Genomic DNA, 24,271 nt, shown 5'->3' on the forward strand with positions numbered 1-24,271 from the left:
TCGTACCACGAACTCCGCTTTCATTATTCCTTTATGAAAGACTTTTTAAAATAAGGGATCAGGGAATAGTAAAAGGGTTAAAAGGAAGTGGGGGATTAGATTGAAGCAGGTTAACCTAAAGCTTTTTATCGCTTTTTTTGGCTCTTTCTTCGGATTTATTGTAATGTCTTACCTCGTCCAGGCAGAGCATCTGGCAGCATTTGACCAGGAAATCATTCATGTTGTGCAGGGACTTGAAGCAGAGCGGCTGACGGAGATTATGAAGTTCTTTACTTATATCGGTACCATAAGATTTATCGTAATCCTGACGATACTTGTATTCTTATTTCTGTTTTATATTTTAAAACATAGGCTGGAGATCATAGTATTACTGTCTGTTGTTTTTTGTACACCTATTTTGAACCGGTTATTAAAGCTGTATTTCCATCGTGCCCGTCCGGATTTTAACCGGCTGATCGAAATAGGGGGATACAGTTTTCCGAGCGGCCACGCGATGAATGCTTTCTCTTTTTACAGTATCCTTGCCTTCCTCATCTGGCGTCATGTACCAACCACGCTGGGCAGAATCTCAGTCATCATTTTTAGCAGCGTAATGATTCTCGCAATTGGGATGAGCAGGGTTTATTTAGGTGTCCATTATCCTAGTGATATCTTAGGAGGCTTCCTTGCCAGCGGGCTCTGGGTCACAGCTGTTATCTGGTTTTTCCAAAGGTATAAGGAAAGGCCTGAAGCAAACTGAACGTCGAGACACAAGAGGAAAAAAAGAGTATTCTCGCTGAAGTATCGAAATCGCTTTTTATATACAGCTCAAAGATGGAGAAGCAGAAGTTTTCGTTAACAAGTAAGAGGAATATGTGCCCGAAAAATGGAGGAGCAGGAGATTTCGGTCAGAAGCAGGAGGAACATGTGCCCGAAAAATGGAGGAGCAGGAGATTTCGGTCAGAAGCAGGAGGAATATGTGCCCGAAAAATGGAGGAGCAGGAGATTTCGGTAAGAAGCGAGAGGAACATGTGCCCGAAAAATGGAGGAGCAGGAGATTTCGGTCAGAAGCAGGAGGAATATGTGCCCGAAAAATGGAGGAGCAGGAGATTTCGGTCAGAAGCAGGAGGAACATGTGCCCGAAAAATGGAGGAGCAGGAGATTTCGGTCAGAAGCAGGAGGAATATGTGCCCGAAAAATGAGCAGGAGATTTCGGTCAGAAGCAGGAGGAATATGTGCCCGAAAAATGGAGGAGCAGGAGATTTCGGTAACAAGTAAGAGGAATATGTGCCCGAAAAGTGGACAGCAGGAGATTTCGGAAAGAAGCGAGAGGAATATGCGCCCGAAAAATGGAGGAGCAGGAGATTTCGGAAAGAAGCGAGAGGAATATGTGCCCGAAAAGTGGACAGCAGGAGATTTCGGTCAGAAGCAGGAGGAATATGTGCCCGAAAAATGGAGGAGCAGGAGATTTCGGTAAGAAGCGAGAGGAACATGTGCCCGAAAAATGGAGGAGCAGGAGATTTCGGTAACAAGTAAGAGGAATATGCGCCTGAAAACAAGAGAAATATGTGCCTTATCCATTCCCCCCAATCCGTATCTTTAGCTTTATCTTTATCTTTTATCCCCCTTGCTTTCAAATGCCGTTACTGATAAAGAAAACTTAACCTTTCATTTTCCTTCAGCTGCCGTTTATCAGGAGGGAGAATGGGAATAAAATGAAGGATGGCAAAAGAGGATTACATATCATATTTCTCTCACATTTATCTTGTATAAATAAGTGGAATGAAATAATTGTGTTGATAAATATGTGATTTGATGAACAAAATTAGGAGGATTGGGGTGGCCTGATGTATAAGAAGCAAGAAAAAGTACTGATGTGGCTTGCGTTTATCGTTGCTGCAATTATGGGATTGTCTTTTATCGGCCGATTATTTGCCGGATAGAAAAGGGGGATTGAAAAATGGGGAATGAAGAATCGGTGTTTTTCAGCCGCGTTTTAACGGAGCTTACTTTATCTTTCCACATTATCTATGCCACAATAGGCGTCGGCATTCCGCTCATGATCATGATTGCTCAGTGGCTGGGAATTAAAAAGCAGGATGAACATTATATTTTACTGGCCAGGAGATGGACACGCGGCTTTGTGATTACGGTAGCTGTTGGAGTTGTGACAGGGACAGCGATTGGTTTGCAGCTTTCCTTGCTGTGGCCGAATTTCATGGAACTTGCAGGTAATGTAATCGCCCTTCCATTGTTCATGGAGACATTTGCGTTTTTCTTTGAAGCTATTTTTCTAGGAATCTATTTATATACATGGGATCGTTTCGAGAATCAGAAGAAGCACTTGTTATTATTAATTCCAGTAGCGATTGGCGCGTCATTTTCAGCAGTGTTCATTACGATCGTTAATGCATTCATGAATGCGCCGCAAGGCTTCGATCTGGTCGATGGCCAGCTTGTCAATATCAATCCAATCCTGGCGATGTTCAATCCCGCGATGCCGACAAAAGTAGCGCATGTGCTTGCCACTGCATATATGACATCGGCCTTTATACTCGCCTCGATTGGTGCATACAGAATGCTGAAAGGGTCAGATCATATTTATCATAAAAAAGCTGTATTTTTGACAATGAAAATAGGTTTGGTTTTTTCAATTGCCGCAGCGATCATCGGTGACTTTTCAGGTAAGTACTTGGCAGAGTACCAGCCGGAAAAGCTGGCCGCTGCAGAATGGCATTTTGAGACACATGAAGGTGCTCCATTAATGTTATACGGAGTTCTGGAAGATGGTGAGGTAAAATACGCTCTTAAAATTCCGTATGCGCTCAGCATTTTGGCACACAGCAACCCAAATGCAGAAGTGATTGGTCTGAATGATTTTCCAGAAGACGAAATCCCGCCACTCTATATTCACTATTTGTTTGATGGGATGGTTACCATCGGTATATGGATGACGGTGCTTTCACTTGTATATGTGTTTGGTGTCTGGATGAATTGGAGTTTTATCCGAACCAGGTGGTACCGCTGGCTTATTGTCTTTGGCGGTCCATTATCAATGCTGGCCATCGAGCTTGGCTGGTGGTTTGCTGAAGTGGGCAGGCAGCCATGGATTTTAAGGGGAATCATGAAGGTTGACGAAGCAGCGACGACAAGCGGCCAGGTTGATATGATGCTGATTATGTTTGCGGGTTTATATTTGATTCTTGCAATTGGAAGCATTGTGGTATTAACAAGGATGTTCCGGAAAAATCCTGTTGAACAAGAACTGGCAGACAGGCAAGCCGAAAAGGAAGGTGAGGGACGATGACTCTTGAAATAATCGGGATTACCGTTCTATGGCTTTTTCTTTTTGGATATGTCATCGTCGCTTCCATTGATTTTGGAGCAGGATTCTTCAATGCTTACAGCCTTTTCCGGGGAAAACAGCATATCCTGACGCGGATCATCCAGCGCTATTTATCCCCTGTTTGGGAAGTGACGAATGTATTCCTGGTGTTTTTCTTTGTAGGGATGGTCGGTTTTTTTCCTAAAACTGCTTATTACTATGGAACTATCCTTTTGGTTCCTGCCAGCATAGCCGTTGTCCTGCTGGCGATTCGCGGATCATATTACGCTTTTACGACTTATGGCGGCTTGATGCATAAAAGATATACGTATCTTTATGGATTATCTGGATTGTTCATCCCGGCCTCATTGTCGATTGTACTAACAATATCAGAGGGTGGCTTTGTCACCGAAACCGCGTCGGGAATTGATCTGGATTACTGGGTGCTATTCACTAGCCCGCTGACATGGAGCATTGTTGTTCTAAGTCTGGCTGCAGTTCTTTATATATCTGCAGTATTTCTAACGTGGTATGCACATAAGGCACAGGATGAACCGGCAACAGAGCTGCTTCGAAAATATGCCCTGATCTGGTCGGTTCCAGCCATCATTGCCGCAACAGGAATCATAGTCGAGCTGAAGGACCACAACCCGGAACATTACAGCCGGATCATCGATTTATGGTGGATGTTCGCCATCTCCTTCATCCTGTTTGCCGGAACCGTTTATTTACTAGGGAAACGCAAATCATATGGAGCGGCATTCGGACTTTTAACAGGACAGTTTTTAATCGCATTCTTTGCCTATGGCATTTCGCATTACCCATATTTGCTCTATCCTTTTCTCAGCATATACGACAGCTTTACAAACGAAGCCATGGCAGTCGCGCTGATCATAGCCTTTATAGCCGGGCTTGGACTATTGCTCCCGTCATTGTATTTATTGCTTAGGCTGTTTCTGTTCAATAAGGACTATGTACAGGGAAAAAGGAATGACCATGTATAGGAGGTTTTGTGCTAATGGCTGAATTCACAATGTTTTATGCACCCTTCATTGTCATCATCGCATCTATTACCGCCTCATTCTGGCTGGCTGGAAAGGATGGCAAAGTAGAATGAAGAAAGTGAAGAGCTGCCATCCTTAAGAGGAGGCAGCTCTTTTTATACCATTAGTTAGTGAAAGTTTACACGTTCTAGAATTGTTCAGCTAAAAGATCCAAAGGCGCCCTTATGCAGCCATTTCATCGCTCATAAGGTCCCATTTAAGTTCTAAAGACGCCCTTATGCAACCATTTCATCCCTCATAAGGGTCTATTTAAGGCCGAACAGTGCCCTTATGCAGCCTTTCCATCGATCATAAGGTCCCATTTAAGGTCTAAAGACGCCCTTATATAACCATTTCATCGCTCATAAGGGTCTATTTAAGGCCGAACCGCACCCTTATGCAGCCAATCCATCGCTCACAAGGTTCCATTTAGAATCTAAACACACTCTTGTTCCACCTTTTCGCTTCTAATTAAAAGAGGCTGCACTTTTCTGATTTTTAATCAGGATAATTTTCGCCAAAGTGACGCACTCGAGACAACAGAGTCATTCTCAATGATGGCATAGGCTGCATTCGTGATTGCTTCAGGAAGATTTTCTCCTGTCCCTTTGAATTGATTAAAAGCAGCTTCAGAGACCCCGTTTGATGAAAAAGTGTAGCCCAGCTTCTCTAGTCTTTCGACAATCAGCATCGCATGCAAAAGGTTTTGTTCTGGCTGGAATTCGGAGTCATTGATCAATACACCTTTTTCATAATCAAACCAGCGATCCCATCTGTTCAGCTTCCAACCTAAAATCCTCCGTGCAATGGCATCTGTTTTTGTCATGTTTTCATCCTCCTTGATATTGTTATATAACAGTTGTTTATAATCAAATTATATTACATAACAGAGGAGGTGTGCAATGACAAAGATTTAGTTTTGGAAGTTATATTTCTTACTTTTGAGCATCTTAAAAAATGGGGGTGACAAAAACATGAGTGAAAAAGAAATCAGCCAGCCGAATGTAAGACTGGGTGGTAAAATTGCTAAGGAAAAAGGCCGCACTAATGGCGAATTAGGTAATGACAAAGACATTGATTCTGGCAAGAAACAGCAAAAGTAAAAGGGAGGATCTGCCATGACAAATCGTAATGATAACCGCGAACGCAAAAATAAATACCCGAACAATAAAGAAAGAAATATATCCAAAGACGTCAATATTAGAAGCGAAATGACACAAAAGGATTTGAAGAATCAATAAAAGAGGAAGGGGAGTTCCCCTTCCTCAAAACTTTTTAAAGCAGTGCCTCCGCAAGCAAGGTGTATGTCTTTACCTTATCATTGAAGCTGTGCAGATTGTTGATAATCATGAACTCCTCAGTCTTATAGGAATGACTAAGCCTTGAGAGCTCCTTTTTTACCAAATCGGGTGTTCCGATGACCATCCTTTTCCGATTTTCGACTATTTTGCTCCGGTCCGCAGCCGTTAGCGTGGTATTCTTTGCTTCTTCTAATGAGGGTATTCTGGTATCCAACCCCTTTTCAACCCGTAAAAGCCACAAATCCTGGCTCAAAGCCAGTTCTTCGGCCTTCTCCTGAGTTTCAGCACATATAACGAAAATACAAACATTAGCTTTAGGCCTTTTCAGGAATGGTGATGGCTGAAACTCCCTGTAATATTGTTCCATTGCCCTTTTTCCATTAACAGGCGTAATGAAATGACCATATGTAAAAGCTGTCCCATTTTCAGCAGCAAGTCTTGCTCCGCGATGGGTGATTCCTAATAACCAAAGTTCAGGAAGAGTTGTTTGATTTGGAAAAGCCTTAACCCCATAAAAGGGATGGCTGTCAGGGAGCTCATTCATTAAGAACCCTTTTAGATCACTAATTTGCCTCGGGAATTCATTCAAGCTTTTTCGAAGTCCATCTGTCAATGCAAGCCTGGTTGTTGCCGATCCGCCTGGAGAACGACCAAGACCGGCGTCAATCCTGTTTGGAAACAGGGCTTCTAGAACCTTGAAGTTCTCCGCAACTTTATAGGGACTATATTGAGGAAGCAGAACACCTCCAGATCCTACCCTGATTTTTTTGGTCAAAGAAGCTATATGGGATATCAGTATTTCGGGAGAGGATCCAGCAATGCCATTGGTGTTGTGATGCTCGGCAACCCAGAACCTAGTATAACCAAGCTCTTCTGTAATTTGTGCAAGGTCTGCCGTCTTTCTAAAAGCCTGAGCAGCTGTATCTCCCGCGCTGATGACGGATTGGTCAAGTACACTTAATTTCACCATCAAACCCTCCTGTTGCAAGCTGCTTCATCTTATCCAGTATTCCCTCAGGCAGTTTATGCAAACTTGGATCAAGAAGGCGAATTACTTGATTGCAAAATTAGAAATCCACTCCTCTTGCCAACACACTGGTGCTAAAATAAGCTGCCATGAATTGAAAATTAAAATGCTGTTCATTCACTATATGAACAGCATTTCTTCAGTCTGAAGAATCATGGCTGATTAATTTTGATCACCATCAGACTCTTCATTATCCAATTTGTTGTTTTCATCCCCGACATCATTTTCAGTATCCTCAACAGGCGGTTCATTCTCCTTGTCCGTCTCCGCGGAGCACCCGCCAATAAAAATTGCCAGCGCCAATGGAATGCCATAAAAAAGCTTCTTTTTCACAACAAAACTCCTTTCTCTGAATGGTTTGCTTAACCATGATTATTATTATCTAAACCATACCCAGTGATTACCCTTATAAACTTATCAATCCTGCCATGAACTCCACCTCTCCAAGTCTTTCCACAAGAGAACGCGGTTTGCATAGTAATAAAAAAGAAAGTAAAAATGTTTTTGGACAAGGAATCAATACATATATTTTAGGGATGGAATGGTGAGGAGGGAAGCAATGGCGAATCCGATTGTACTTAGGTCATTGGACGAAATAAGATTTTGGTCCAGAATCATGAAGGAGCATGCGCTATTTTTAAGTCTGGGATTTACACATGAGCAGAAACAATTAATTGCCGAGGCTCAACAGTTTATTGTTATGTTTGAACGGATTGAGGAAAAACTGGCCAGGTTTAACGCGAACTCAGATATACGTCAAATCAATGCTTTTAACAATGAGGTTTACCAGGCTGCCGCAGCGATTTGGAGTTACAAGCGAAAAGTGTTAGGTCTCACCCTGCGCTGTGAAATACGGCATAATAACTTTCCTTTACTTATTGACCACGTAAGCAGAGAAGCAGCATATTTTGCCAATCGTTTAAAGGAATTAAATGAAGGGAAACTGGCTCCGGAACCAGAGGCGATAATCGCAGAAAATGTTTTCTTCCTAAAAATCATGGCGGACCATGCAAAATTTATTGGCCATCTCTTGGATCCTTCGGAAAGGAAGCTGGTTGAACAGGCAAGGGAATTCAGCCATGATTTTGATCAATTGGTGTTCCAGGCTGTGGATTTGGATTCAATGAGACCTCAATCGGAAACCAGGCCAATGCTGGATCAATTCCTGGATCAAAACAGGGTTTCGGTTGCTTCACTAAGGGATTTTAAGAAAACAGCTAGAGAATTAATAGAAGCCTGCAGAATAAAGAGCAATATTCACCCGCTTTTAGCCGACCATACATTTAGAGAAGCAGAACGCTTTTTGGAAATCATCGATCTTTTTGAAGCTAATTTAAACGGACAGGGTATAAAAGGGTAAGCATAATTAAGTTATCAAAAGTGAGGGTGAGGGTATGGCGAAGATAGGAAAGGATGATTTTGTAAAAGGTTTTGTACCGCATCATAACCATGGTTCGGTCGATTATACTTCTATGGGTGCAGGACATGTTCATCAATGCCTGGATGTAACTTCACCGCCCATCTTGACAGAGGATCACAACCATATCCACTACACTGAAGGGTATGTAGTCTTTGAAAATGGCCATTCCCACCATTATCAGGCTTATTCAGGACCTGCAATTCCAGTGGGAAATGGAATGCACGTGCATTATTATGATTTCTACACCACTGAAAACGATGGACACCGCCACAGGGTAAAAGGTGTTGATCAGCCAGCACCAGGTGATAAGTAAAAAAATGACTTTCAAAAGAACCGCCGGCCTTGATAGGGCGGCGATTTTTTGTGTGCCAGGCATGTTCATTAACTTGGCGGTGAAAGTCCGCTATGGGCGTTGGGATATGCGAACCATTAGCTGAAGGCAAGGGTGTCCGTGGCGACGCGGAATCTGAAGGAAGCCCTAAGCAAATCCTCGGTCTGAGGTACACGAATCACATTTGAGGTTTTCATTCCTGGATGAGTCTGCAAAACAAGATGAAGTCCAAAATATCCCCGGATGGGATGGGAATAAATGTGGCAGATATATGAGGAGAAAGTGAATGAACTTACCCTGGGAGATCTCTTAACCTCCCCAACCGGAACCTATTTAGCGATAAATAGCTGAGTTAAGAGAAGTCAGCAGAAGTCATAGTATCAACCTCCGGGTTGAGAAGGACTGAACGAAAGGAGAGAACATGTTAGAGCCATTTACAAAGGGGCAATGACACAGTAAACCAAAAGGGCTTCGAAGAAGAAAGATTGGACGGAATCCAGGAGATTTTCTATTGAAGCGTGGAGTCACTTTGTACAAACTTGATGACATGGGACCAATATGGAAACTAATGAAAGTTTAATTCGGAGAATTATAAGTCCAGAAAACCTAAACCTAGCCTTTTTGAAGGTAAAAAGGAATAAAGGAGCAGCTGGTGTCGATGCGAAAGATATAGAAGCTACCCGCCTTCATCTTAAAGAGCAGGGACAGGAAATCATCAGGCTTATACAGGACGGAAAATATAAGCCCCAGCCGGTAAGAAGAGTCGAAATTCCCAAACCAGATGGTGGGAAGAGAAAGTTAGGAATTCCAACAGTAACAGACCGAGTTATCCAACAGGCTATGGTTCAAGTCCTAACCCCTATATTTGATAGACAATTTAGCCATTATAGCTATGGTTTTAGACCGAACAAGAGCGCGCATCAAGCGATTGAACAGGCTAGGTCTTACATTGAAGACGGTTATCAATTTGTGGTAGATATTGACCTGGAGAAATTCTTCGATAAAGTGAACCATGATAAACTCATGTCCTTAATCTCAAAGACAATAAAGGACAAATCCACCTTAAAGCTAACCCGACGGTATTTACAAGCAGGAATTATGGAGAATGGGTTAGTTACGGTAAATAAAGAAGGGACCCCTCAAGGAGGTCCGCTAAGCCCACTCCTTAGTAACATCATGCTAAATGAACTGGATAAGGAACTGGAAAAGCGGGGACATAGATTTGTTCGTTATGCCGATGATTGCAATATATACGTTAAGAGTCAAAAAGCGGGAGATCGGGTTAAAGAGGGTATCACGGACTTTATCGAGAGAAAGTTAAAACTGAAGGTGAACGAGGAGAAAAGTGCAGTGGGAAAGCCATCGGCACGTATATTCTTAGGGATGAGTTTTTACTCTTCGAGCAACAAAACCCGGATATACGTGCCGAAGAAGTCGAAAAAGAGACTCGAGGAAAAGCTTAAAAGGTTAACAAACCGTAACTGGGGAATTGCCATGGAATACCGAATTCTTAAAATCAACCAGCTAATCCAAGGATGGGGAAATTACTTCAAGGTCGCTGATATCAAGAGCTATGCAGGAAAGGTAGACGGTCATATCAGGAGAAGACTGCGTGCCTGTCGTTGGAAAGAGTGGAAGAAAATCAGGACTAAATTCCGTAATCTGATTAGATTAGGAATTAAAAGATATAAAGCCTGGCAATATGCAAACTCCCGAAAGGGATACTGGAGAAATTCAAAGAGTCCTGCCTAAGACCAAGCCATGAATAATAAATACTGGCTTCAACAAGGATTAAAACAATTAACAAACATTATTTCGTAAACTTTCGAACCGCCGTATACCGAACGGTACGTACGGTGGTGTGAGAGGTCGGGGGTTAATCACCCCCTCCTACTCGATTTGCAGGTCATTTATAGGTCAATCTTCAAAAGACTTACTCACTAATTTATAGTGTGGGAAAAATATCGTCACAGCAGAGCTATAATAGTCATCGGTATCAAAAAAAAGCTGCCGTAAAGAACCAGCAGCCTGAAATTATATTTAAAATAATCCAGCATCTTTTGCAGCTTCAATGCTGTCACATGCAAATTTAAACGGATCTCCGACATTTTCCCAATGCATGTACATTAAACGAGGTTCTTCGAATAGCCAGTGATTGTGAAGGGCCGTTACCTTGATTCCTCTTTTCCGTAATTCTGTCAGGAAAGGATTAATTTCTTCCTGCAGGATGACAGTTTCACCTAAATTCAGGGTTTTGCCGCCTTTGCTGTTTTCAAATGATAGTGCAAATGGAAGAGCAAGCGGGGAACGGGTACGTCGTCCGAGGATCGTAGCTTTTATGTTTCTTAAGCGCTGCACAACACATGCTGGGGTAGTTGTTACAACCTCTCCTCCGATAATATCTGCAAGTTCCTCGCATTTTCTTGCGCTGATGCCCCCGACTGTACTGCGTTCAGCATGCCTTCGGTCACGGTCATGCATATGGGAACTTGATTCAAATTCATCTTCCAGCAGGTCCTCCTGCCTATGATGTTTGCCCGAAAAGCGGAAGAATGTTTGATTTCCCATGCTGTCAAATTCTCTTCTTTCCAATTAGTCCAACTCCTTTTCATTCTATCAAGAGCAGTATATTCGAAAGAAATGGACATGACTGGATGGTTTAATTAGGACAAACACACTTTTCACCTTTCTATAAATATTGAGAAAGCATAGCCTCAAAAAAGAAACACAAACTAATGGATGAATGATGAAGGGGCGAGGCATCCTTGATGTATATACAGTGAAAACAAAGGGGGTGAAAAAATGGCGAAAAATAAACCAAAACATAATAAGGCAATGCCAAAAGCAGATGTAGAATTTGCTGAAGAAAGAGGTAATGGATTAGAAAAGGTAGCATTAGAAGCTCAGAAAAAAAATAATAAATGATTTATCGTTATTACAATATGCTAAAAGAAGAACTGCAGAGAAATCTACAGTTCTTTTTCGTATTTTCCTGCATGAAATTCAGCTTTCGGCAAAATAAATCCAATTACTGCTCCGATGAAGGCGGGTATGATCCACCCAAGTCCTATATCGTATAAAGGAAGATAGTTCATGTATATTGTTTTTACCGAATTGAGGATCGAAACATTCATAGATGGAATATTTGCTGCTAATGTACTATATCCGTCAAAAAAACTCACCAGGAATGTCATCGCCATGGAAGCAGAGTAAACGCTCTGTTTATGGCCAAATAGCGGTGATAATAGAGCCAATAGGATCAGGATGATTGCTAAAGGATACAGGAACATTAAAACCGGTACAGCGAATTGAATGATATTGTTTAAACCAAAGTTTGCGATTGCAAAGGAAACAAAGCTTAGAATAAACACAAAACTCCGGTATGATACCTTTGGATACAGATCATGGAAAAACTCGCTGCAAGCTGTGATCAGCCCAATGCTTGTTTTTAAACAAGCAAGCACAATGATGATGGCCAGCAGAATCGCTCCGAAAGATCCAAAGTAGTGCTGCGCAACTGCCGCAAAAATCTGGCCTCCATTCTCGAATGTGCCAATAGCTGCAACGCTTGATGCCCCCATATAGGTTATAAGTCCGTAGATCAGCATCATCAATGACATAGCGAAAACACCTGATTTCATTGTTGCTTTGGCAATATCCTTTTTATCAGTAATGCCTTGCCTTTTAATCGCATTGATGACAACAATTCCAAACGCCAGGGATGCCAGGGCATCCATTGTATTGTAACCCTCTTTAAATCCGGTCATAAATGCTAGGTTTTCATAAACCCCGGCCGGTGCCCCATAATCTCCCATAGGCTTGAAAATCGAGAATCCAATTAGAATAAATAAAAAGACGAGAAAGGCAGGGGTCAAATATTTGCCAATGTAGTCCATGACCTTTGCCGGATGGAGTGAAAAGAAGTAAACAACAGCAAAGAAAACAAAACTGAAGATACCAAGCCATAAGCCAGCCTGTCCGGGATTAATGTAGGGCTCAAAACCAACTACAAAAGGTACAGTTGCCGTTCGCGGTATCGCGAAGAAGGGCCCAATGGTTAAATAAAGAACCGCTGCAAATGCTATTCCAAATATAGGGTGTACTCTGCTGGCCAAATCACGGAGGCCAGAGCTTCCCGAAAGTCCAATTGCCAATATTCCTAAAAATGGAAGACCGATTGCTGTTACCAGGAATCCGATCAATGCTGGCCAGAAGTTTGTGCCTGCCAGCTGTCCCAACTGGATGGGGAAGATTAAGTTTCCTGCACCGAAATACATGCCGAAAAGCATGGTACCAATTAGTGCATAAGTTGAAAATGATGTTTTTTGCTGCATGTAATTGTCTCCTCTTCTAGATGTAATTAAGGAAAAAAAGCTCTTCTAAGTTGGGAAAGGAGGAATTTGAAAGATTAGAAGGATATTCATAACTATTAAAAAGCCAAAATTATGATCAGTCGCTCACAATAGAAATGAAATCTGTCTTCTCATACACCCAAAAGAAGAATAATACACATTACTATATATACTTACTCTTCACAAGTCAACCGAGTTTTTTGTATTTTTAGAATTTGAAAAAACAATGGTAGCCCAGCAAAGCAGTATTACATCTAAAAATTGTAAGTTATGCTTATCAATCAGTAGTTGCCAAAGAGGAAAAAAAGACCCTTGCGTTTATTAAAGTGTACCCTTTGTAAAGGACATTCTAAAAAAACCCTATGCAGTTTTAAGAAGATGATCTCTGTATTGAACAGGGGTCATCTTCTTTAGATTCCACTGATATCTCTGATTATTATAGTAAGTAATATACTTGCTTATCTCACTTCTCAGTTCATCTAAAGTCTTACATGCTTTTATATCAACCTCGTCTTTAAGGTGGCCAAAAAAGGATTCTATAGGGGCGTTGTCCCAACAGTTTCCACGTCTGGACATTGACTGACGCAAGCCCAGCTTCTTGACGAGTTTCTGAAAATCAGGGTGGGTATAGTGAGTCCCCTGATCAGAGTGAATTAACGCATTCTTAGCCTTCTTGAAGTTTCGATTCCTCTTCAGCTTGTCCAGGGTGTTAATGGCGAGTTCCATGGTCATCCGGTCAGATAAATACTCAGCCAGGATTTGACCTGTCGACCCATCCTTTATGACGGATAAGTAAGCTCTTTGTCCATTCCAGTAAGTTAGATAAGTAATATCAGTAAGCAGAACTTTTCCAGGTATCCCTTGCTTAAATTTACGGTTTAACAGGTTTGGCATCACCCGGTGCTCTTGGGTGGCCTTCATCATTCTCCTATAAGGGTTGGCCTTTCTAATGGGGCAGATAATACCGTATTTCTTCATGATTCGGCGAATGCGCTTCAGATTGTAGACAACACTAAATTGACCCGCCAATGTCATTTTGATTTGGCGTGCGCCTTTCTTACGCTTTTTGAATTGGAAGGCTTTTAGAATGATTTCTTTAACCAGCTGATCATTCTCCTCTTTTCGCTTTCTTCGTTTTTGTGAGTCCACTGAAAAGTAATTATAATAACCACTTTTTGAAACACCTGATACCGCACATAGATAGCTGACCATATTCTTCAGCTTATATTTCTCAATGACTGAACGAATAAGGATATACTTTTGGCAAGGGGGGAGGGCTACTTCTTCATCCCCCTTTCCGCGAACCGGATCTTTTTTAGCAGCTCGTTCTCCGCCTTTAGTAAGTTGATTTGTGCCTCCAGGCGGGCATTTTTCTCTTCTAATGACAGTTCTCTGTCTTTCGGACGCCCTGAATTTCCAGGCCTGGTATCACGCAGTCCAGCCACACCATTCTCCATGTATGCTTTCTTCCATCTTTTACTGGCTGACCTAATTCTATCCGTCCCCAAGATTTCTACATCAAACCCACACTCTTCAAATATTTCTCTCGCCAATTTGCCTGATTCTTTTTTTGCGATAAATAAACTCTTAAAATCATCTGTATAGGTGATTCCTTTTGAAGATACAGATTTAACATATTTGTTAGCTGAAAGCTTTTTGATCTCTTTCTCTGTAAATGTCTTTTTACTCATAACCCTTCTCCAGTCCCTCATGTTGTATTGCTTAATTATACAAAAAAGTACCCTATAGGTAGACTTTTTTTAGGTGTCTACTCTATAGGGTACACTTTATATTTATGCCAGGGTCTTTTTAATAGAGATAACAGGTAATAGAGTAAATGTGTATTAATTGTTTTCCGCTGCTTTTCTAAGTTCGAATTCAACCTTAATATCTTTCAATAAATCTATGTCTGTGATGAGTTTTACAGCTGTTAAGGCAAGGGCTTTAGCCCCTTTAAGCAAGGCGTCGTCACCCAGTGGGGAAGCGGCGGCTTCCCTGAAAGGAACGGTATGGGCAACGAGGTCATCAGGGCCGATTTTGATATAAGGGTGAATGGTTGGCACCACCTGGCTGATATTGCCTGCATCGGTTGAACCGATTCCGCCTTTTTCACCTGTTGCAATTGTTTCTCCAAGATCTTCTATAACATTTTTAAAAACTTCATTAAATCGATCGTTCAAAAGAATATTATCAACTTCGTTCTGGAAGGCAATAATGTTCAGCTTCGCTCCAGTGGCAAGGGCTGCTCCTTCAGCTACAGCTTTTACGCGTCGTGTTACTTCATTTAATCCGCTTCGGGTAGCAGCCCGGATGAAGAACCTTGCTTTGGCGTACTCAGGAATGATGTTTGGTGCATCACCTCCGTGGGTGATGATTCCATGGATTCGTACATCATCAGTCAACTGCTGTCTTAGTGCATTGATTCCATTGAAAAGCTGGATTACCGCATCCAAAGCATTTATCCCTTCATGCGGCGATGCGGCGGCGTGAGCTGGCTTCCCAATGTATTCAAAGTCCAGCGGGTCAACAGCAAGGGAGCTAGTTGTCAACCTTGTTTGTCCGGAAGGGTGCAGCATGAGCGCTGCTTCGATTCCTTCAACAAGACCGTGCTTGACGAAGCTTCCTTTCGCGCTTCCGTTTGGGCCCCCCTCTTCAGCGGGTGTTCCAAAAACGACCGCTTCACCGCCGGTTTCTTCCAATACCTTACTAAGAGCAATGGCAGCTGCGACACTTGTTGTGCCTATGATATTATGCCCGCATGCGTGGCCAATCCCCGGAAGGGCATCATATTCTGCCAAAAAGGCAATGGCTGGTCCGGGTTTACTTGACTTTTTACGTGCAACAAAGCTGGTTTCATGTCCGGCAACCGCCTTTTCCACTGTAAAACCTTCGTTTTCTAAAATCGTTGTGAGCCGGGCAGCAGCGAAAAATTCTTCATTCCCAATCTCCGGGCGTTCATGGATTTCGTGGCTGGTTTTCAAATAAAGGTCTTTATTAAGCTCCACATTCTGAGTAATAATATCCTTTAATTCATTTTGCAAATTTAATGATGTTGACATCCTTATTCCTCCTTAGATCAATTTTGAATTAGACGAAAGGGGCAGGGATAATAGGCCTGCCTTCCTCACTTCAGCAACTTAAAATTTAATTATGCCTTACCATCCAATTTCACTAAGAGGCACAAATGTAGGAATTGTATTTCCTTTATATTCTTTCTCGATGAATTCTTTGGTGTCATCCTGTTGATAAAGTTCCGCTAACTTTTTCAACGTTTTATTGTCCTTATCTTCTTCGCGGACTGCGATGATGTTGATATACGGTGTGGCTGTCGCACTCTCAAGGAAGATTGCATCCTTCTTTGGTGTGAGTCCCGCGTCAACCGCGATTCCATTGTTGATGATGGAAGCTGCTACATCCGGCATTACCCTTGGAGTCTGGCCAGCTACCAGCGTTACAAGTTCAAGGTTCTTTGGATTTTCAACGACTTTATCTAAAGAACCAACTCCGTCAAAGCCTTCTTCAAGTTTGATCAATCCCGCTTCCTGCAGTAAAAGAAGTCCTCTTCCCATGTTCGTAGCTTCATTTGCAAGGGCGATCTTGCCGCCTTCTGGGATGTCTTTCACGTCTTTGTATTTATCTGAATAAATACCCATTGGTGCAATTTGTGTTGTTGCGATTGGTACAAGGTCAAGATTATGTTCCTTGATAAATGCGTCAAAATAGGAAACGGTCTGGAATGAGTTTGCATCCAATTCACCTTCTGCAAGGGCAAGGTTCGGTTGGACATAATCAGAGAAAGTGACGATTTCGACTTCAATTCCTTCTTTTTCTGCCTTTTTGGCGACAAAATCCCAGACTCGGTGATCTGTTCCGCTGACACCAAGTTTCACTTTGACGGTTTCTCCGCTTTTAGCTGATGATGAAGAGCTTGAGCATGCTGTGCTGATTACTGCGAGACTAAGTACGATTAATGCTAATAGGATTTTTTTCATTTTGGTTTCCTCCTGGTTATCTTCTTCTGATTTTTTTTGCTGATATATTTCCAAGTGATTGAAGTCCCTGTACCATTACAATCAAGATGCCGACAGTGATGAACATTGTCTGGGTATCAAACCGCTGATACCCATATGTAATGGCCAGGTCGCCCAGGCCGCCGCCGCCGATTGCCCCGGCCATTGCAGATGCACCAATCAATCCAACAGTCGCGATTGTAAAAGCAAGGATCAGTGAGCTCATCGCTTCTGGCAGAATGAATTTGAAAACAATCTGCCAGGGAGTGGCTCCCATTGATTCCGCTGCCTCTATAACTCCGGGATCAACTTCCAGCAAAGAATTCTCTACCAATCTGGCAATATACGGTCCAGCATAGAAGACAAGCGGAACGACTGCCGCTGCCGTTCCAATCGATGTGCCGACAATCAGCCGGGTCAGCGGGATGATTGCCACCAGCAGAATAATAAAGGGTACCGAGCGGAATATATTGATGACACTGTTAAGTACATTGAAGACAGGTGCGTTTTCAAGCAGGTGGCCTTTTCTGGTGACAACAAGCGCAATTCCCAGCGGAACTCCCAGGACGGCTGAAAATATCAGGGAGAACGCAACCATTTGCAGTGTTTCAATTAATGCTTGAATGATTTGTTCCGAATTAACTAGCATGTGCGGTCACTTCCTTTATGTTGACTTTTTGCTGCTGAATAAAATTAAGAGCCTTTATAATTTCTTTATCACTGCCCTGGAACTCCACAATCAAATTCCCGAATGGAATTCCCTGAAGCTCGGTAATATTGCCGAACAGAACGTTGACATGGATATCAAACTTCTTTGACAGCTGTGAAAGCAGCGGTTCGCCTGCTGATTTACCGACGAAGTTGATACGGAATACCTTTTGCAGTCCTGAATGTCCCTCAATGATTCTTCTGACGGAATCCGGAATATTGTCATTCATGATGGTACTGACAAAATTCCTTGCTGTTACTGTTTTAGGAGCAGAGAAGACTTCAAAGACAGTGCCTTCCTCGATGATTCTTCCATCCTCGATGACAGCAACCTTGTCACAAATCTCCCTGATGACCGACATTTCATGTGTGATAATCAAAATCGTAATGTTGTACTCTTTGTTGATCTTTTTCAGAAGCTGAAGAATCGAACTTGTCGTCTGCGGGTCAAGGGCAGAAGTCGCTTCATCACAAAGCAGGATCTTCGGCTGTGTTGCCAGTGCCCTGGCAATGCCGATCCGCTGCTTCTGGCCGCCTGAAAGCTGGTCTGGATAATTATCTGCCTTATCAGCAAGACCGACAAAGTCGAGAAGCTGATGGACGCGTTCTTTTATTTTCGGCTTCGGAACCTTTCCAAGAATGAGAGGCATTGCGACATTTTCAAATACTGTCTTAGAGTTTAAGAGATTGAAATGCTGGAATACCATCCCGATATTCCTTTTAATCTCCCGGACCTCTTTTACTGAAAGGGAAGTCATGTCACAGCCATCCACAATCACCCGCCCGGATGTTGGCTTTTCCAATAGATTCACACAGCGGATCAGGGAACTTTTTCCTGCGCCGCTAAAACCAATCACTCCAAATATCTCTCCTTCTTTGATTTCCAGATCAATCCCATTTAGTGCCGCTACCTTGTTCCCGCGGCTTTCATAAACCTTTTCTACTTTCTCAAACGTAATCAACTGTTTTCCTCCTTTATAGATGCATAAAAAAAACCTCTTCCCGGAAACAGGAAGAGGTCATGCCACAATGAATACTGGACAACATCTCTTCTTATCTCCCAAGCTATTGCTTGCTGGATTTGGCACAGTCCTCCATGTGAGTCCGCTGCCGAGGCTTCATAGGGCCAGTCCCTCCGCCTCTCTTGATAAGAAAGTATCGATATGGAATTGTAGGTGGAGATATTTTTGAAAAACAAAAAGTCCCCTTCAGAAAGAAGAGGACATTAAATAAAAAGGTCAGCCTCTTCTTATCTGTCAAGCTATTGCTTGCTGGATTTGGCACAGTCCTCCAAAGGAGTCCGCTGCCGAGGTGTCATAGGGCCAGTCCCTCAACCTCTCTTGATAAGAAAGTAACGAATATTGAGTTGTAAATCTTGTTTATTACTTTACTGTGTCGCAGAGAGTGTGTCAATCATTTTATGGAATTAATTTTGAGAAAATGGAAAATGGGAAAATTGGATTAGATGATAAATTAATAGGTAGGCCGTTGCGGAAAGTTTGCAAAGTTATCTGAACTACAGACAAGAAAGGCGAATAAATTACTCTTAAAGTCCGTTCATATATGTAGGAAATTTACGATTAGAAATGGAACATGCCGGTTACAGGGATGCCTCTTTGATTATTGCAGCCGCGTGCCTTGCCCGCCGAAAACTGCTTATCAGTGCTTCCGCAGAGGGGGGTAGCCCGGCTGGCTAAATAAATACGTGATATTGAAAGACGTTTTTAATGACATATACGAGGAGTATTTAGAGTTCTTACATGAAAAAAGGCACATGTGACAAAGTAACAAAAATGGTTTATACAAGGAACTACTGAAAGATCAAATATATTAAAATTCGCTGATGGAAAGAAACCTATTCTTAAATACTATTATGCAGCTAGTATCAGATTGAAGGAGCCCAAAATAATTAGCTAGTCTTCATTTATTTTCCTATTAAGCACCTAACATAGAACTAAAGTAAGGATTTTAAAAAATTGAAAAATTTAATTTGCATTAATCCTATCTGCATGGTAGGATTTAATCCAACGAAAGCCAACTGCCCAAATAAAAAATTCCTTTTAACGTTTTCTTGCCATCAAGAAATCCATTAATTCGCATAATAGCAATGCATTCCTGGGCAGATTTTCATTTAGGGGGGCGGAGCCGCTTGAAAACAGAGGAGAAGGAAGAACTCTATAAAGTTCTCGAAAACATGTTGGAAACATTAAAGTTTGGATCAATCACATTGGTTGTCCAGGATGGCAGGATTGTCCAAATTGAGAAAAATGAAAAGGTTCGTCTCCAATCAAATAAAAATCGCTGACTAGAAAACTAGAGGCGGTCTCCATCAATTCCTGATGGGAGACTGCCTTTTTTTATTGAAATGGGAGGATTGAAGTGATGACATCTGCTGTGACTTTTGAAAAGTGGAATCAAATTTCCGGGGATTTTACTTACGATGATGAGATTAAAGGGGCTCGTTCTGTACTGGAATGGGCGTATAACAGTTATCCAGAAGAGGAGATTGTCTATGCTTCCAGCTTCGGAGCAGAAGCAATTGTCTTGATAGATATCATCCGGAAAATTAAAAAAGATGCTCATATAGTCTTTTTGGATACAGGGCTGCACTTTCCAGAGACCTATGAGGTCATAAACCAAATCCAGGCGCGCTATCCGGATTTGAGGATTGAGAAAAAGGAACCAGAGATGAGTCTTGATGAACAGGCAGCGCAATATGGTTCTGCACTTTGGCTCAGGGACCCCAACCAATGCTGCAATATCCGCAAGGTCATTCCTTTGCAAAGAACGTTGACAGCAAAACAAGCATGGATATCTGGCCTGCGCCGGGAACAGTCACCTACAAGGGCGAATACTGAATTTATCAACAAGGATGAGAAGTTCAAGAATATCAAAATTTGTCCATTGATTCATTGGAGTTGGGATGATGTCTGGAAATATATCCGCGACAATGATCTCCCATACAATGTCTTACATGATCAACAGTACCCAAGCATTGGCTGTTTTCCATGTACCAAGCCTGTCAATTCTGCAGGAGATTCACGTGCTGGCCGTTGGTCAGGGAGTGGAAAAACGGAGTGCGGGCTGCATGTCCGCTAAAGGAGGCATAGTACATTGCTTACTACCATAGCCATTCTTCTTGGACTATTTTTTGCCATGAACATAGGTGGGAGCGGAGCAGCCGCTTCCATGGGGATTTCTTACGGTTCAGGGGTCGTCAAAAAAGGATTGGGATTGCTGCTGTGCAGTATCGCTGTCTTTTTGGGGGCCTGGCTTGGCGGCGGCGAGGTAGTTAAAACGATTGGGAGCGGGATTGTTCCAGAGAGCACTTTTACTGCACAAATAGCCTTGATCGTTATCGCGTCTGCAGCTTTGTCGTTATTTTTGGCAAATATTTTCGGCATCCCCCTGTCAACTAGTGAAGTAGCTGTTGGGTCCGTCGTGGGTGCAGGGCTTGTCTACCAATCTGTATTCGCAGGCAAGCTTTTCTGGATTATGTCTTTCTGGCTCGTCACACCAATAATTGCCTTTGTACTAGCGATTATCGCTTCCAATTTTCTAAAACAAAAACGCGTTAAAAACTGGGTAGAGGCACCGAAAGCTGCCCCAATCCTATCAATCCTGGTCGTGTTTATGGGACTTTTCGAAGCCTTTTCTGCCGGAATGAACAATGTGGCTAATGCGGTTGGCCCGCTGGTCGGTGCAGGCATTTTATCAACCGGCAATGGGATTTTCTGGGGAGGCCTGTTCGTCGGATTTGGTGTTCTCCTGTTCGGAAGGCGTGTCCTCGAAACAAATGGAAAGAAAATTACGAAGCTCCGCCTGGAAGAGGGCTGTATTATCTCCGGTACCGGTGCCACCATCGTAGTCCTGGCATCGTTGTTTGGGATCCCTGTCCCGCTTACGCAAATTACCACTTCTTCTATTATCGGGATTGGATTTACGAAGGAAGGACTAAAGGTTTTAAAAAAGGATATTGTTGTCCGTATGCTGACGATTTGGATTGTTTCACCCGTCCTGTCGATGATCCTGACTTATACGCTTATCCAATTAATCATTGAGCATAATGGTTACCCGATCGTCGCCATGGCAGGAGTGGTCATTTCCGTTTTCGGAGTTCTCTCTTTGATGAAGGGGCAGAATCGGCAGATCAAAGTACAGCAGGAGACATTAAAAATAAAGTAAAGAAAGGTTGATTATCTTGTCATCTTTGCCAAAACCACATGGGGGAAAGCTGATTCAGGCCTTTGACCCATCCTATGAGCTGACTCATATCAAAAAAGAACTTGAAATCGATGCGATTGCCTTAAGTGACCTTGAATTGATCGGTATTGGGCTGTTCAGCCCGCTGACAGGGTTCCTGGGAAAGGAAGACTATCAATCTGTAGTTGAAAGAATGCGTCTGTCAGATGGCACTGTGTGGTCAATTCCCGTGACACTTCCTGTGTCCAGGGAAACTGCTGAAACACTTGTTGCCGGAGAAGAAATCAAGCTTGTATTTGACAATGAGGTTTACGGGGTCATTGAAGTCTCTGAATGGTTTGAGCCAGATTTGGACAGAGAGGCTCTTGAGGTGTATAAAACGCAGGAGATTGCCCATCCGGGAGTGAGAAGGCTTTACGAAAGAGGGCAGGTCTACGTTGCCGGAAAGGTCATTCTTGTGAAGAAGTCTGAGAAAGGCGTATTCGGAGATGTGTGGCTGGAGCCTAAGGAAACACGAGCATTGTTTGAAGAGAAAGGCTGGAAAACAGTCGTTGGGTTCCAAACAAGAAATCCAATTCACAGGGCACATGAATACATTCAAAAGGCAGCCCTGGAAACAGTCGATGGCCTTTTCGTCAACCCTCTAGTCGGCGAAACGAAGTCTGATGATATACCTGCAGATATCCGTCTGAAAAGCTATAAAGTTTTGCTGGATAACTATTATCCGGAAAAGCGTGTCCACCTCGGTGTTTATCCTGCTGCCATGCGCTATGCAGGGCCAAGGGAAGCAATTTTTCATGCCATCGCCCGTAAAAACTTTGGCTGCACTCACTTCATTGTCGGACGTGACCATGCCGGTGTGGGGAATTATTACGGAACCTATGATGCACAGCTTATTTTCAGTGAATTCAAGGAAGAGGAGCTTGGCATAAAGCCTCTTTTCTTCGAACATAGCTTTTACTGCAATAAATGCGAAGGGATGGCTTCTGATAAAACATGCCCGCACAGCAAGGAGGACCGGGTCATTCTCTCTGGTACAAAAGTGAGGGAATTGCTCCGCTCCGGAACACTGCCGCCATCCACTTTCAGCCGGAAAGAGGTAGTCGAAGTGCTGATTGAAGGGATGAAGGAAAAAAGCCATGCATAAGGAGGATACACAATGACGAAGGCAACGAATATTACTTGGCATACTGCCACTGTAAATAAACAAGACCGGCGTGCCAAAAACGGACATGGAAGCTGTGTATTATGGTTTACCGGGCTGTCCGGATCAGGAAAATCTTCGATTGCCAATGCTGTATCAGGTGAATTGTTCCGAAGGGGTTTCAATGAATATGTCCTCGATGGCGATAATATCCGCCATGGCCTTAATCGCGACCTGGGCTTTTCGGATCATGACCGGACAGAGAACATCAGGCGGATCGGAGAGGTAGCAAAATTGTTTATTGATAGCGGGGCTATTGTGACGACTGCGTTCATTTCCCCCTTCAAGACAGACCGTGATCAGGTTCGCGCCCTGTTTGAAGAAGGAGAGTTTATCGAAGTTTTCGTCAGCTGTCCTCTGGAGGAGTGTGAACGGCGTGACCCCAAGCAGCTTTATGCGAAAGCAAGAAGGGGTGAAATCAAGGATTTTACAGGCATCAATTCTCCATATGAGGAACCGGCAGATCCGGAAATTACGATTCGCTCTGACCTTCTGTCTGTAGATGAAGCCGTCACAGAAATACTTGGGTACCTCCAATCGAAAAACATACTAAACCCACAGCAGTAGAAAGGATGTGAAGCTATGGATGGCAAGGTTTATTTAGTAGGTGCGGGTCCCGGTGATCCCGATTTGATAACGGTAAAAGGATTAAGGTGTCTGCAAAAAGCTGATGTCATCCTTTATGACCGGCTTATCAATCCCGAATTATTGAAGCATGCAAAAGAAGGCGCTAAATTGGTTTATTGCGGGAAATTGCCAAACTATCACACTATGAAACAGGAAACCATCAATCACTTCCTCGTAAAATATGCCAAAAAAGGGCTACAGGTTGTCCGCTTGAAAGGCGGCGATCCATTTGTCTTCGGACGAGGTGGGGAAGAAGCCGAGGAATGCCGGAAGAACGATGTCCAATTTGAGGTTGTCCCGGGCATAACATCCGGCATTGCCGCTTCAGCCTATGCAGGCATTCCAGTCACACATCGCACCTTGAGCAAAAGCTTCGCCTTTATTACCGGCCATCAGGCAGGTGACGTTGCTGCTGAACACCAATGGTCCCATCTGGCAAAGGCAGTTGATACTATTTGTGTCTATATGGGTGTGTCGCATCTTTCAACCATTGTGAAGCAATTAATCGAGTTCGGAAAATCCCCGCAAACTCCAATTGCTCTTATTCATTGGGGTACTTTAAGTGACCAGAAAAGCGTCGTGGGAACTCTTGAGACTATTGAAGAAAAGGTGAGAGAGTCAGAGATTTCAAACCCAAGCATGATCGTAATCGGGGAAGTTGTACGCCTGCACGATAAATTGAACTGGGTTCAGGAAGAAATTGCCCCCAATCTGCCGGTTGTCCACGGGTAAGCACTTAAA

At 43.0% G+C, this 24,271-nt stretch carries 26 protein-coding genes, 1 pseudogene and 2 riboswitches; of the genes and pseudogenes, 17 read left to right on the forward strand and 10 right to left on the reverse strand.

From position 1 onward, the window contains the following. Positions 1-100 precede the first annotated feature (100 nt). The 5 genes from B5X77_RS09510 (at position 101) to cydS (ending at position 4,421) form a co-directional block, all read left to right on the forward strand. Positions 101-739 (forward strand): phosphatase PAP2 family protein, encoded by a 639-nt coding sequence (locus B5X77_RS09510; RefSeq protein WP_257391765.1) that lies wholly within the window; start codon positions 101-103, stop codon positions 737-739. A 167-nt stretch (positions 740-906) separates the two neighbouring features. Further along, entirely contained in the window at positions 907-1,257 is a 351-nt protein-coding gene (locus B5X77_RS09515; RefSeq protein ID WP_139378328.1) for a hypothetical protein, read from the forward strand. Positions 1,258-1,939: 682 nt separating this feature from the next. Then, positions 1,940-3,286 (forward strand): cytochrome ubiquinol oxidase subunit I, encoded by a 1,347-nt coding sequence (locus B5X77_RS09525; protein WP_079507426.1) that lies wholly within the window; start codon positions 1,940-1,942, stop codon positions 3,284-3,286. After that, a complete protein-coding gene (locus B5X77_RS09530) occupies positions 3,283-4,308 on the forward strand; it encodes a cytochrome d ubiquinol oxidase subunit II (protein ID WP_079507428.1) in 1,026 nt (341 codons plus the stop codon). Before B5X77_RS09525 ends, B5X77_RS09530 begins: the two co-directional genes overlap by 4 nt. A 14-nt stretch (positions 4,309-4,322) precedes the next feature. Then, positions 4,323-4,421, forward strand: coding sequence for a cytochrome bd oxidase small subunit CydS family protein (cydS, locus tag B5X77_RS23995; protein WP_373887804.1), 99 nt, complete (start codon positions 4,323-4,325; stop codon positions 4,419-4,421). A gap of 428 nt (positions 4,422-4,849) precedes the next feature. Here cydS and B5X77_RS09535 read toward each other — a convergent pair whose 3' ends face one another. Beyond that, positions 4,850-5,173, reverse strand: coding sequence for a BC1872 family protein (locus tag B5X77_RS09535; RefSeq protein ID WP_079507430.1), 324 nt, complete (start codon positions 5,171-5,173; stop codon positions 4,850-4,852). Positions 5,174-5,321: 148 nt separating this feature from the next. On the opposite strand from B5X77_RS09535, the gene B5X77_RS23685 reads away from it, so the two are divergent. Both B5X77_RS23685 and B5X77_RS23690 read left to right on the forward strand, forming a co-directional pair. Beyond that, on the forward strand, positions 5,322-5,450 hold the full coding sequence (locus B5X77_RS23685; RefSeq protein ID WP_257391766.1) for a hypothetical protein: 129 nt from the start codon (positions 5,322-5,324) through the stop codon (positions 5,448-5,450). Positions 5,451-5,465: 15 nt separating this feature from the next. Continuing rightward, positions 5,466-5,588, forward strand: coding sequence for a hypothetical protein (locus B5X77_RS23690; protein WP_257391767.1), 123 nt, complete (start codon positions 5,466-5,468; stop codon positions 5,586-5,588). Between the two features lie 34 nt (positions 5,589-5,622). Here B5X77_RS23690 and B5X77_RS09540 read toward each other — a convergent pair whose 3' ends face one another. Both B5X77_RS09540 and B5X77_RS23280 read right to left on the reverse strand, forming a co-directional pair. Then, a complete protein-coding gene (locus tag B5X77_RS09540; RefSeq protein ID WP_257391768.1) occupies positions 5,623-6,618 on the reverse strand; it encodes an LLM class flavin-dependent oxidoreductase in 996 nt (331 codons plus the stop codon). Between the two features lie 219 nt (positions 6,619-6,837). Then, positions 6,838-7,008, reverse strand: coding sequence for a hypothetical protein (locus B5X77_RS23280; protein WP_176167278.1), 171 nt, complete (start codon positions 7,006-7,008; stop codon positions 6,838-6,840). Positions 7,009-7,234: 226 nt separating this feature from the next. Between B5X77_RS23280 and B5X77_RS09545 the strand changes: the two genes are divergently transcribed. From B5X77_RS09545 to ltrA, 3 genes and pseudogenes are all read left to right on the forward strand, one after another. Beyond that, positions 7,235-8,035, forward strand: coding sequence for a DUF2935 domain-containing protein (locus tag B5X77_RS09545; protein ID WP_079507432.1), 801 nt, complete (start codon positions 7,235-7,237; stop codon positions 8,033-8,035). A gap of 34 nt (positions 8,036-8,069) precedes the next feature. Continuing rightward, on the forward strand, positions 8,070-8,408 hold the full coding sequence (locus B5X77_RS09550) for a YmaF family protein (protein WP_079507434.1): 339 nt from the start codon (positions 8,070-8,072) through the stop codon (positions 8,406-8,408). Positions 8,409-8,984: 576 nt separating this feature from the next. After that, a pseudogene (ltrA, locus tag B5X77_RS09555) lies at positions 8,985-10,175 on the forward strand (group II intron reverse transcriptase/maturase); the annotation flags it as partial. 291 nt (positions 10,176-10,466) lie between these two features. On the opposite strand, the gene B5X77_RS09560 reads toward ltrA, so the two are convergent. Continuing rightward, the gene (locus B5X77_RS09560) at positions 10,467-11,018 is read right to left on the reverse strand and encodes a DUF1259 domain-containing protein (protein WP_373887805.1); all 552 of its coding nucleotides are present in this window, start codon (positions 11,016-11,018) and stop codon (positions 10,467-10,469) included. Positions 11,019-11,228: 210 nt separating this feature from the next. Between B5X77_RS09560 and B5X77_RS23695 the strand changes: the two genes are divergently transcribed. Beyond that, positions 11,229-11,351 carry a hypothetical protein gene (locus B5X77_RS23695; protein WP_257391769.1) on the forward strand — a complete coding sequence of 41 codons (123 nt, stop codon included), beginning with the start codon at positions 11,229-11,231 and terminating at the stop codon, positions 11,349-11,351. A 44-nt stretch (positions 11,352-11,395) separates the two neighbouring features. Here the strand turns inward: B5X77_RS23695 and brnQ are convergent, their stop codons facing one another. The 6 genes from brnQ to B5X77_RS09590 all read right to left on the reverse strand — a co-directional run bounded on the left by brnQ (position 11,396) and on the right by B5X77_RS09590 (position 18,458). Beyond that, positions 11,396-12,760 carry a branched-chain amino acid transport system II carrier protein gene (brnQ, locus tag B5X77_RS09565; RefSeq protein WP_079507436.1) on the reverse strand — a complete coding sequence of 455 codons (1,365 nt, stop codon included), beginning with the start codon at positions 12,758-12,760 and terminating at the stop codon, positions 11,396-11,398. A gap of 378 nt (positions 12,761-13,138) precedes the next feature. Then, a protein-coding gene (locus B5X77_RS09570) for an IS3 family transposase (protein WP_257391716.1) occupies positions 13,139-14,469 on the reverse strand; the annotation gives its coding sequence in 2 pieces (ribosomal slippage) (positions 13,139-14,088 and positions 14,088-14,469; 1,332 coding nt in all). A 153-nt stretch (positions 14,470-14,622) separates the two neighbouring features. After that, positions 14,623-15,837, reverse strand: coding sequence for a M20 family metallopeptidase (locus tag B5X77_RS09575; protein WP_079507438.1), 1,215 nt, complete (start codon positions 15,835-15,837; stop codon positions 14,623-14,625). Between the two features lie 96 nt (positions 15,838-15,933). Beyond that, complete coding sequence (locus tag B5X77_RS09580) at positions 15,934-16,770, reverse strand: MetQ/NlpA family ABC transporter substrate-binding protein (protein ID WP_079507688.1); 837 nt, start codon at positions 16,768-16,770, stop codon at positions 15,934-15,936. Positions 16,771-16,786: 16 nt separating this feature from the next. Further along, entirely contained in the window at positions 16,787-17,437 is a 651-nt protein-coding gene (locus B5X77_RS09585) for a methionine ABC transporter permease (RefSeq protein ID WP_079507440.1), read from the reverse strand. Beyond that, positions 17,427-18,458 carry a methionine ABC transporter ATP-binding protein gene (locus B5X77_RS09590; RefSeq protein WP_079507442.1) on the reverse strand — a complete coding sequence of 344 codons (1,032 nt, stop codon included), beginning with the start codon at positions 18,456-18,458 and terminating at the stop codon, positions 17,427-17,429. The genes B5X77_RS09585 and B5X77_RS09590 overlap by 11 nt, the downstream gene beginning before the upstream one ends. Positions 18,459-18,546: 88 nt before the next feature. Next, positions 18,547-18,650, reverse strand: a riboswitch (SAM riboswitch). A gap of 92 nt (positions 18,651-18,742) precedes the next feature. Continuing rightward, a riboswitch (SAM riboswitch) is annotated at positions 18,743-18,846 on the reverse strand. 844 nt (positions 18,847-19,690) lie between these two features. Here B5X77_RS09590 and B5X77_RS23700 point away from each other — a divergent pair. The 6 genes from B5X77_RS23700 (at position 19,691) to cobA (ending at position 24,262) form a co-directional block, all read left to right on the forward strand. Further along, entirely contained in the window at positions 19,691-19,801 is a 111-nt protein-coding gene (locus B5X77_RS23700; protein WP_257391780.1) for a YezD family protein, read from the forward strand. A gap of 77 nt (positions 19,802-19,878) precedes the next feature. After that, a complete protein-coding gene (locus tag B5X77_RS09600) occupies positions 19,879-20,595 on the forward strand; it encodes a phosphoadenylyl-sulfate reductase (protein ID WP_079507446.1) in 717 nt (238 codons plus the stop codon). A 15-nt stretch (positions 20,596-20,610) separates the two neighbouring features. Next, positions 20,611-21,681 carry an inorganic phosphate transporter gene (locus tag B5X77_RS09605; RefSeq protein ID WP_079507448.1) on the forward strand — a complete coding sequence of 357 codons (1,071 nt, stop codon included), beginning with the start codon at positions 20,611-20,613 and terminating at the stop codon, positions 21,679-21,681. Between the two features lie 16 nt (positions 21,682-21,697). Continuing rightward, the gene (gene sat / locus B5X77_RS09610; RefSeq protein ID WP_079507450.1) at positions 21,698-22,846 is read left to right on the forward strand and encodes a sulfate adenylyltransferase; all 1,149 of its coding nucleotides are present in this window, start codon (positions 21,698-21,700) and stop codon (positions 22,844-22,846) included. Between the two features lie 12 nt (positions 22,847-22,858). Beyond that, a complete protein-coding gene (cysC, locus tag B5X77_RS09615) occupies positions 22,859-23,470 on the forward strand; it encodes an adenylyl-sulfate kinase (RefSeq protein WP_079507452.1) in 612 nt (203 codons plus the stop codon). Positions 23,471-23,485: 15 nt separating this feature from the next. After that, the gene (cobA, locus tag B5X77_RS09620; RefSeq protein WP_079507454.1) at positions 23,486-24,262 is read left to right on the forward strand and encodes a uroporphyrinogen-III C-methyltransferase; all 777 of its coding nucleotides are present in this window, start codon (positions 23,486-23,488) and stop codon (positions 24,260-24,262) included. Positions 24,263-24,271: the final 9 nt, after the last annotated feature.

The sequence above is a fragment of the Mesobacillus jeotgali genome (genome assembly GCF_900166585.1).
Lineage (GTDB): Bacteria > Bacillota > Bacilli > Bacillales > Cytobacillaceae > Mesobacillus > Mesobacillus jeotgali_A.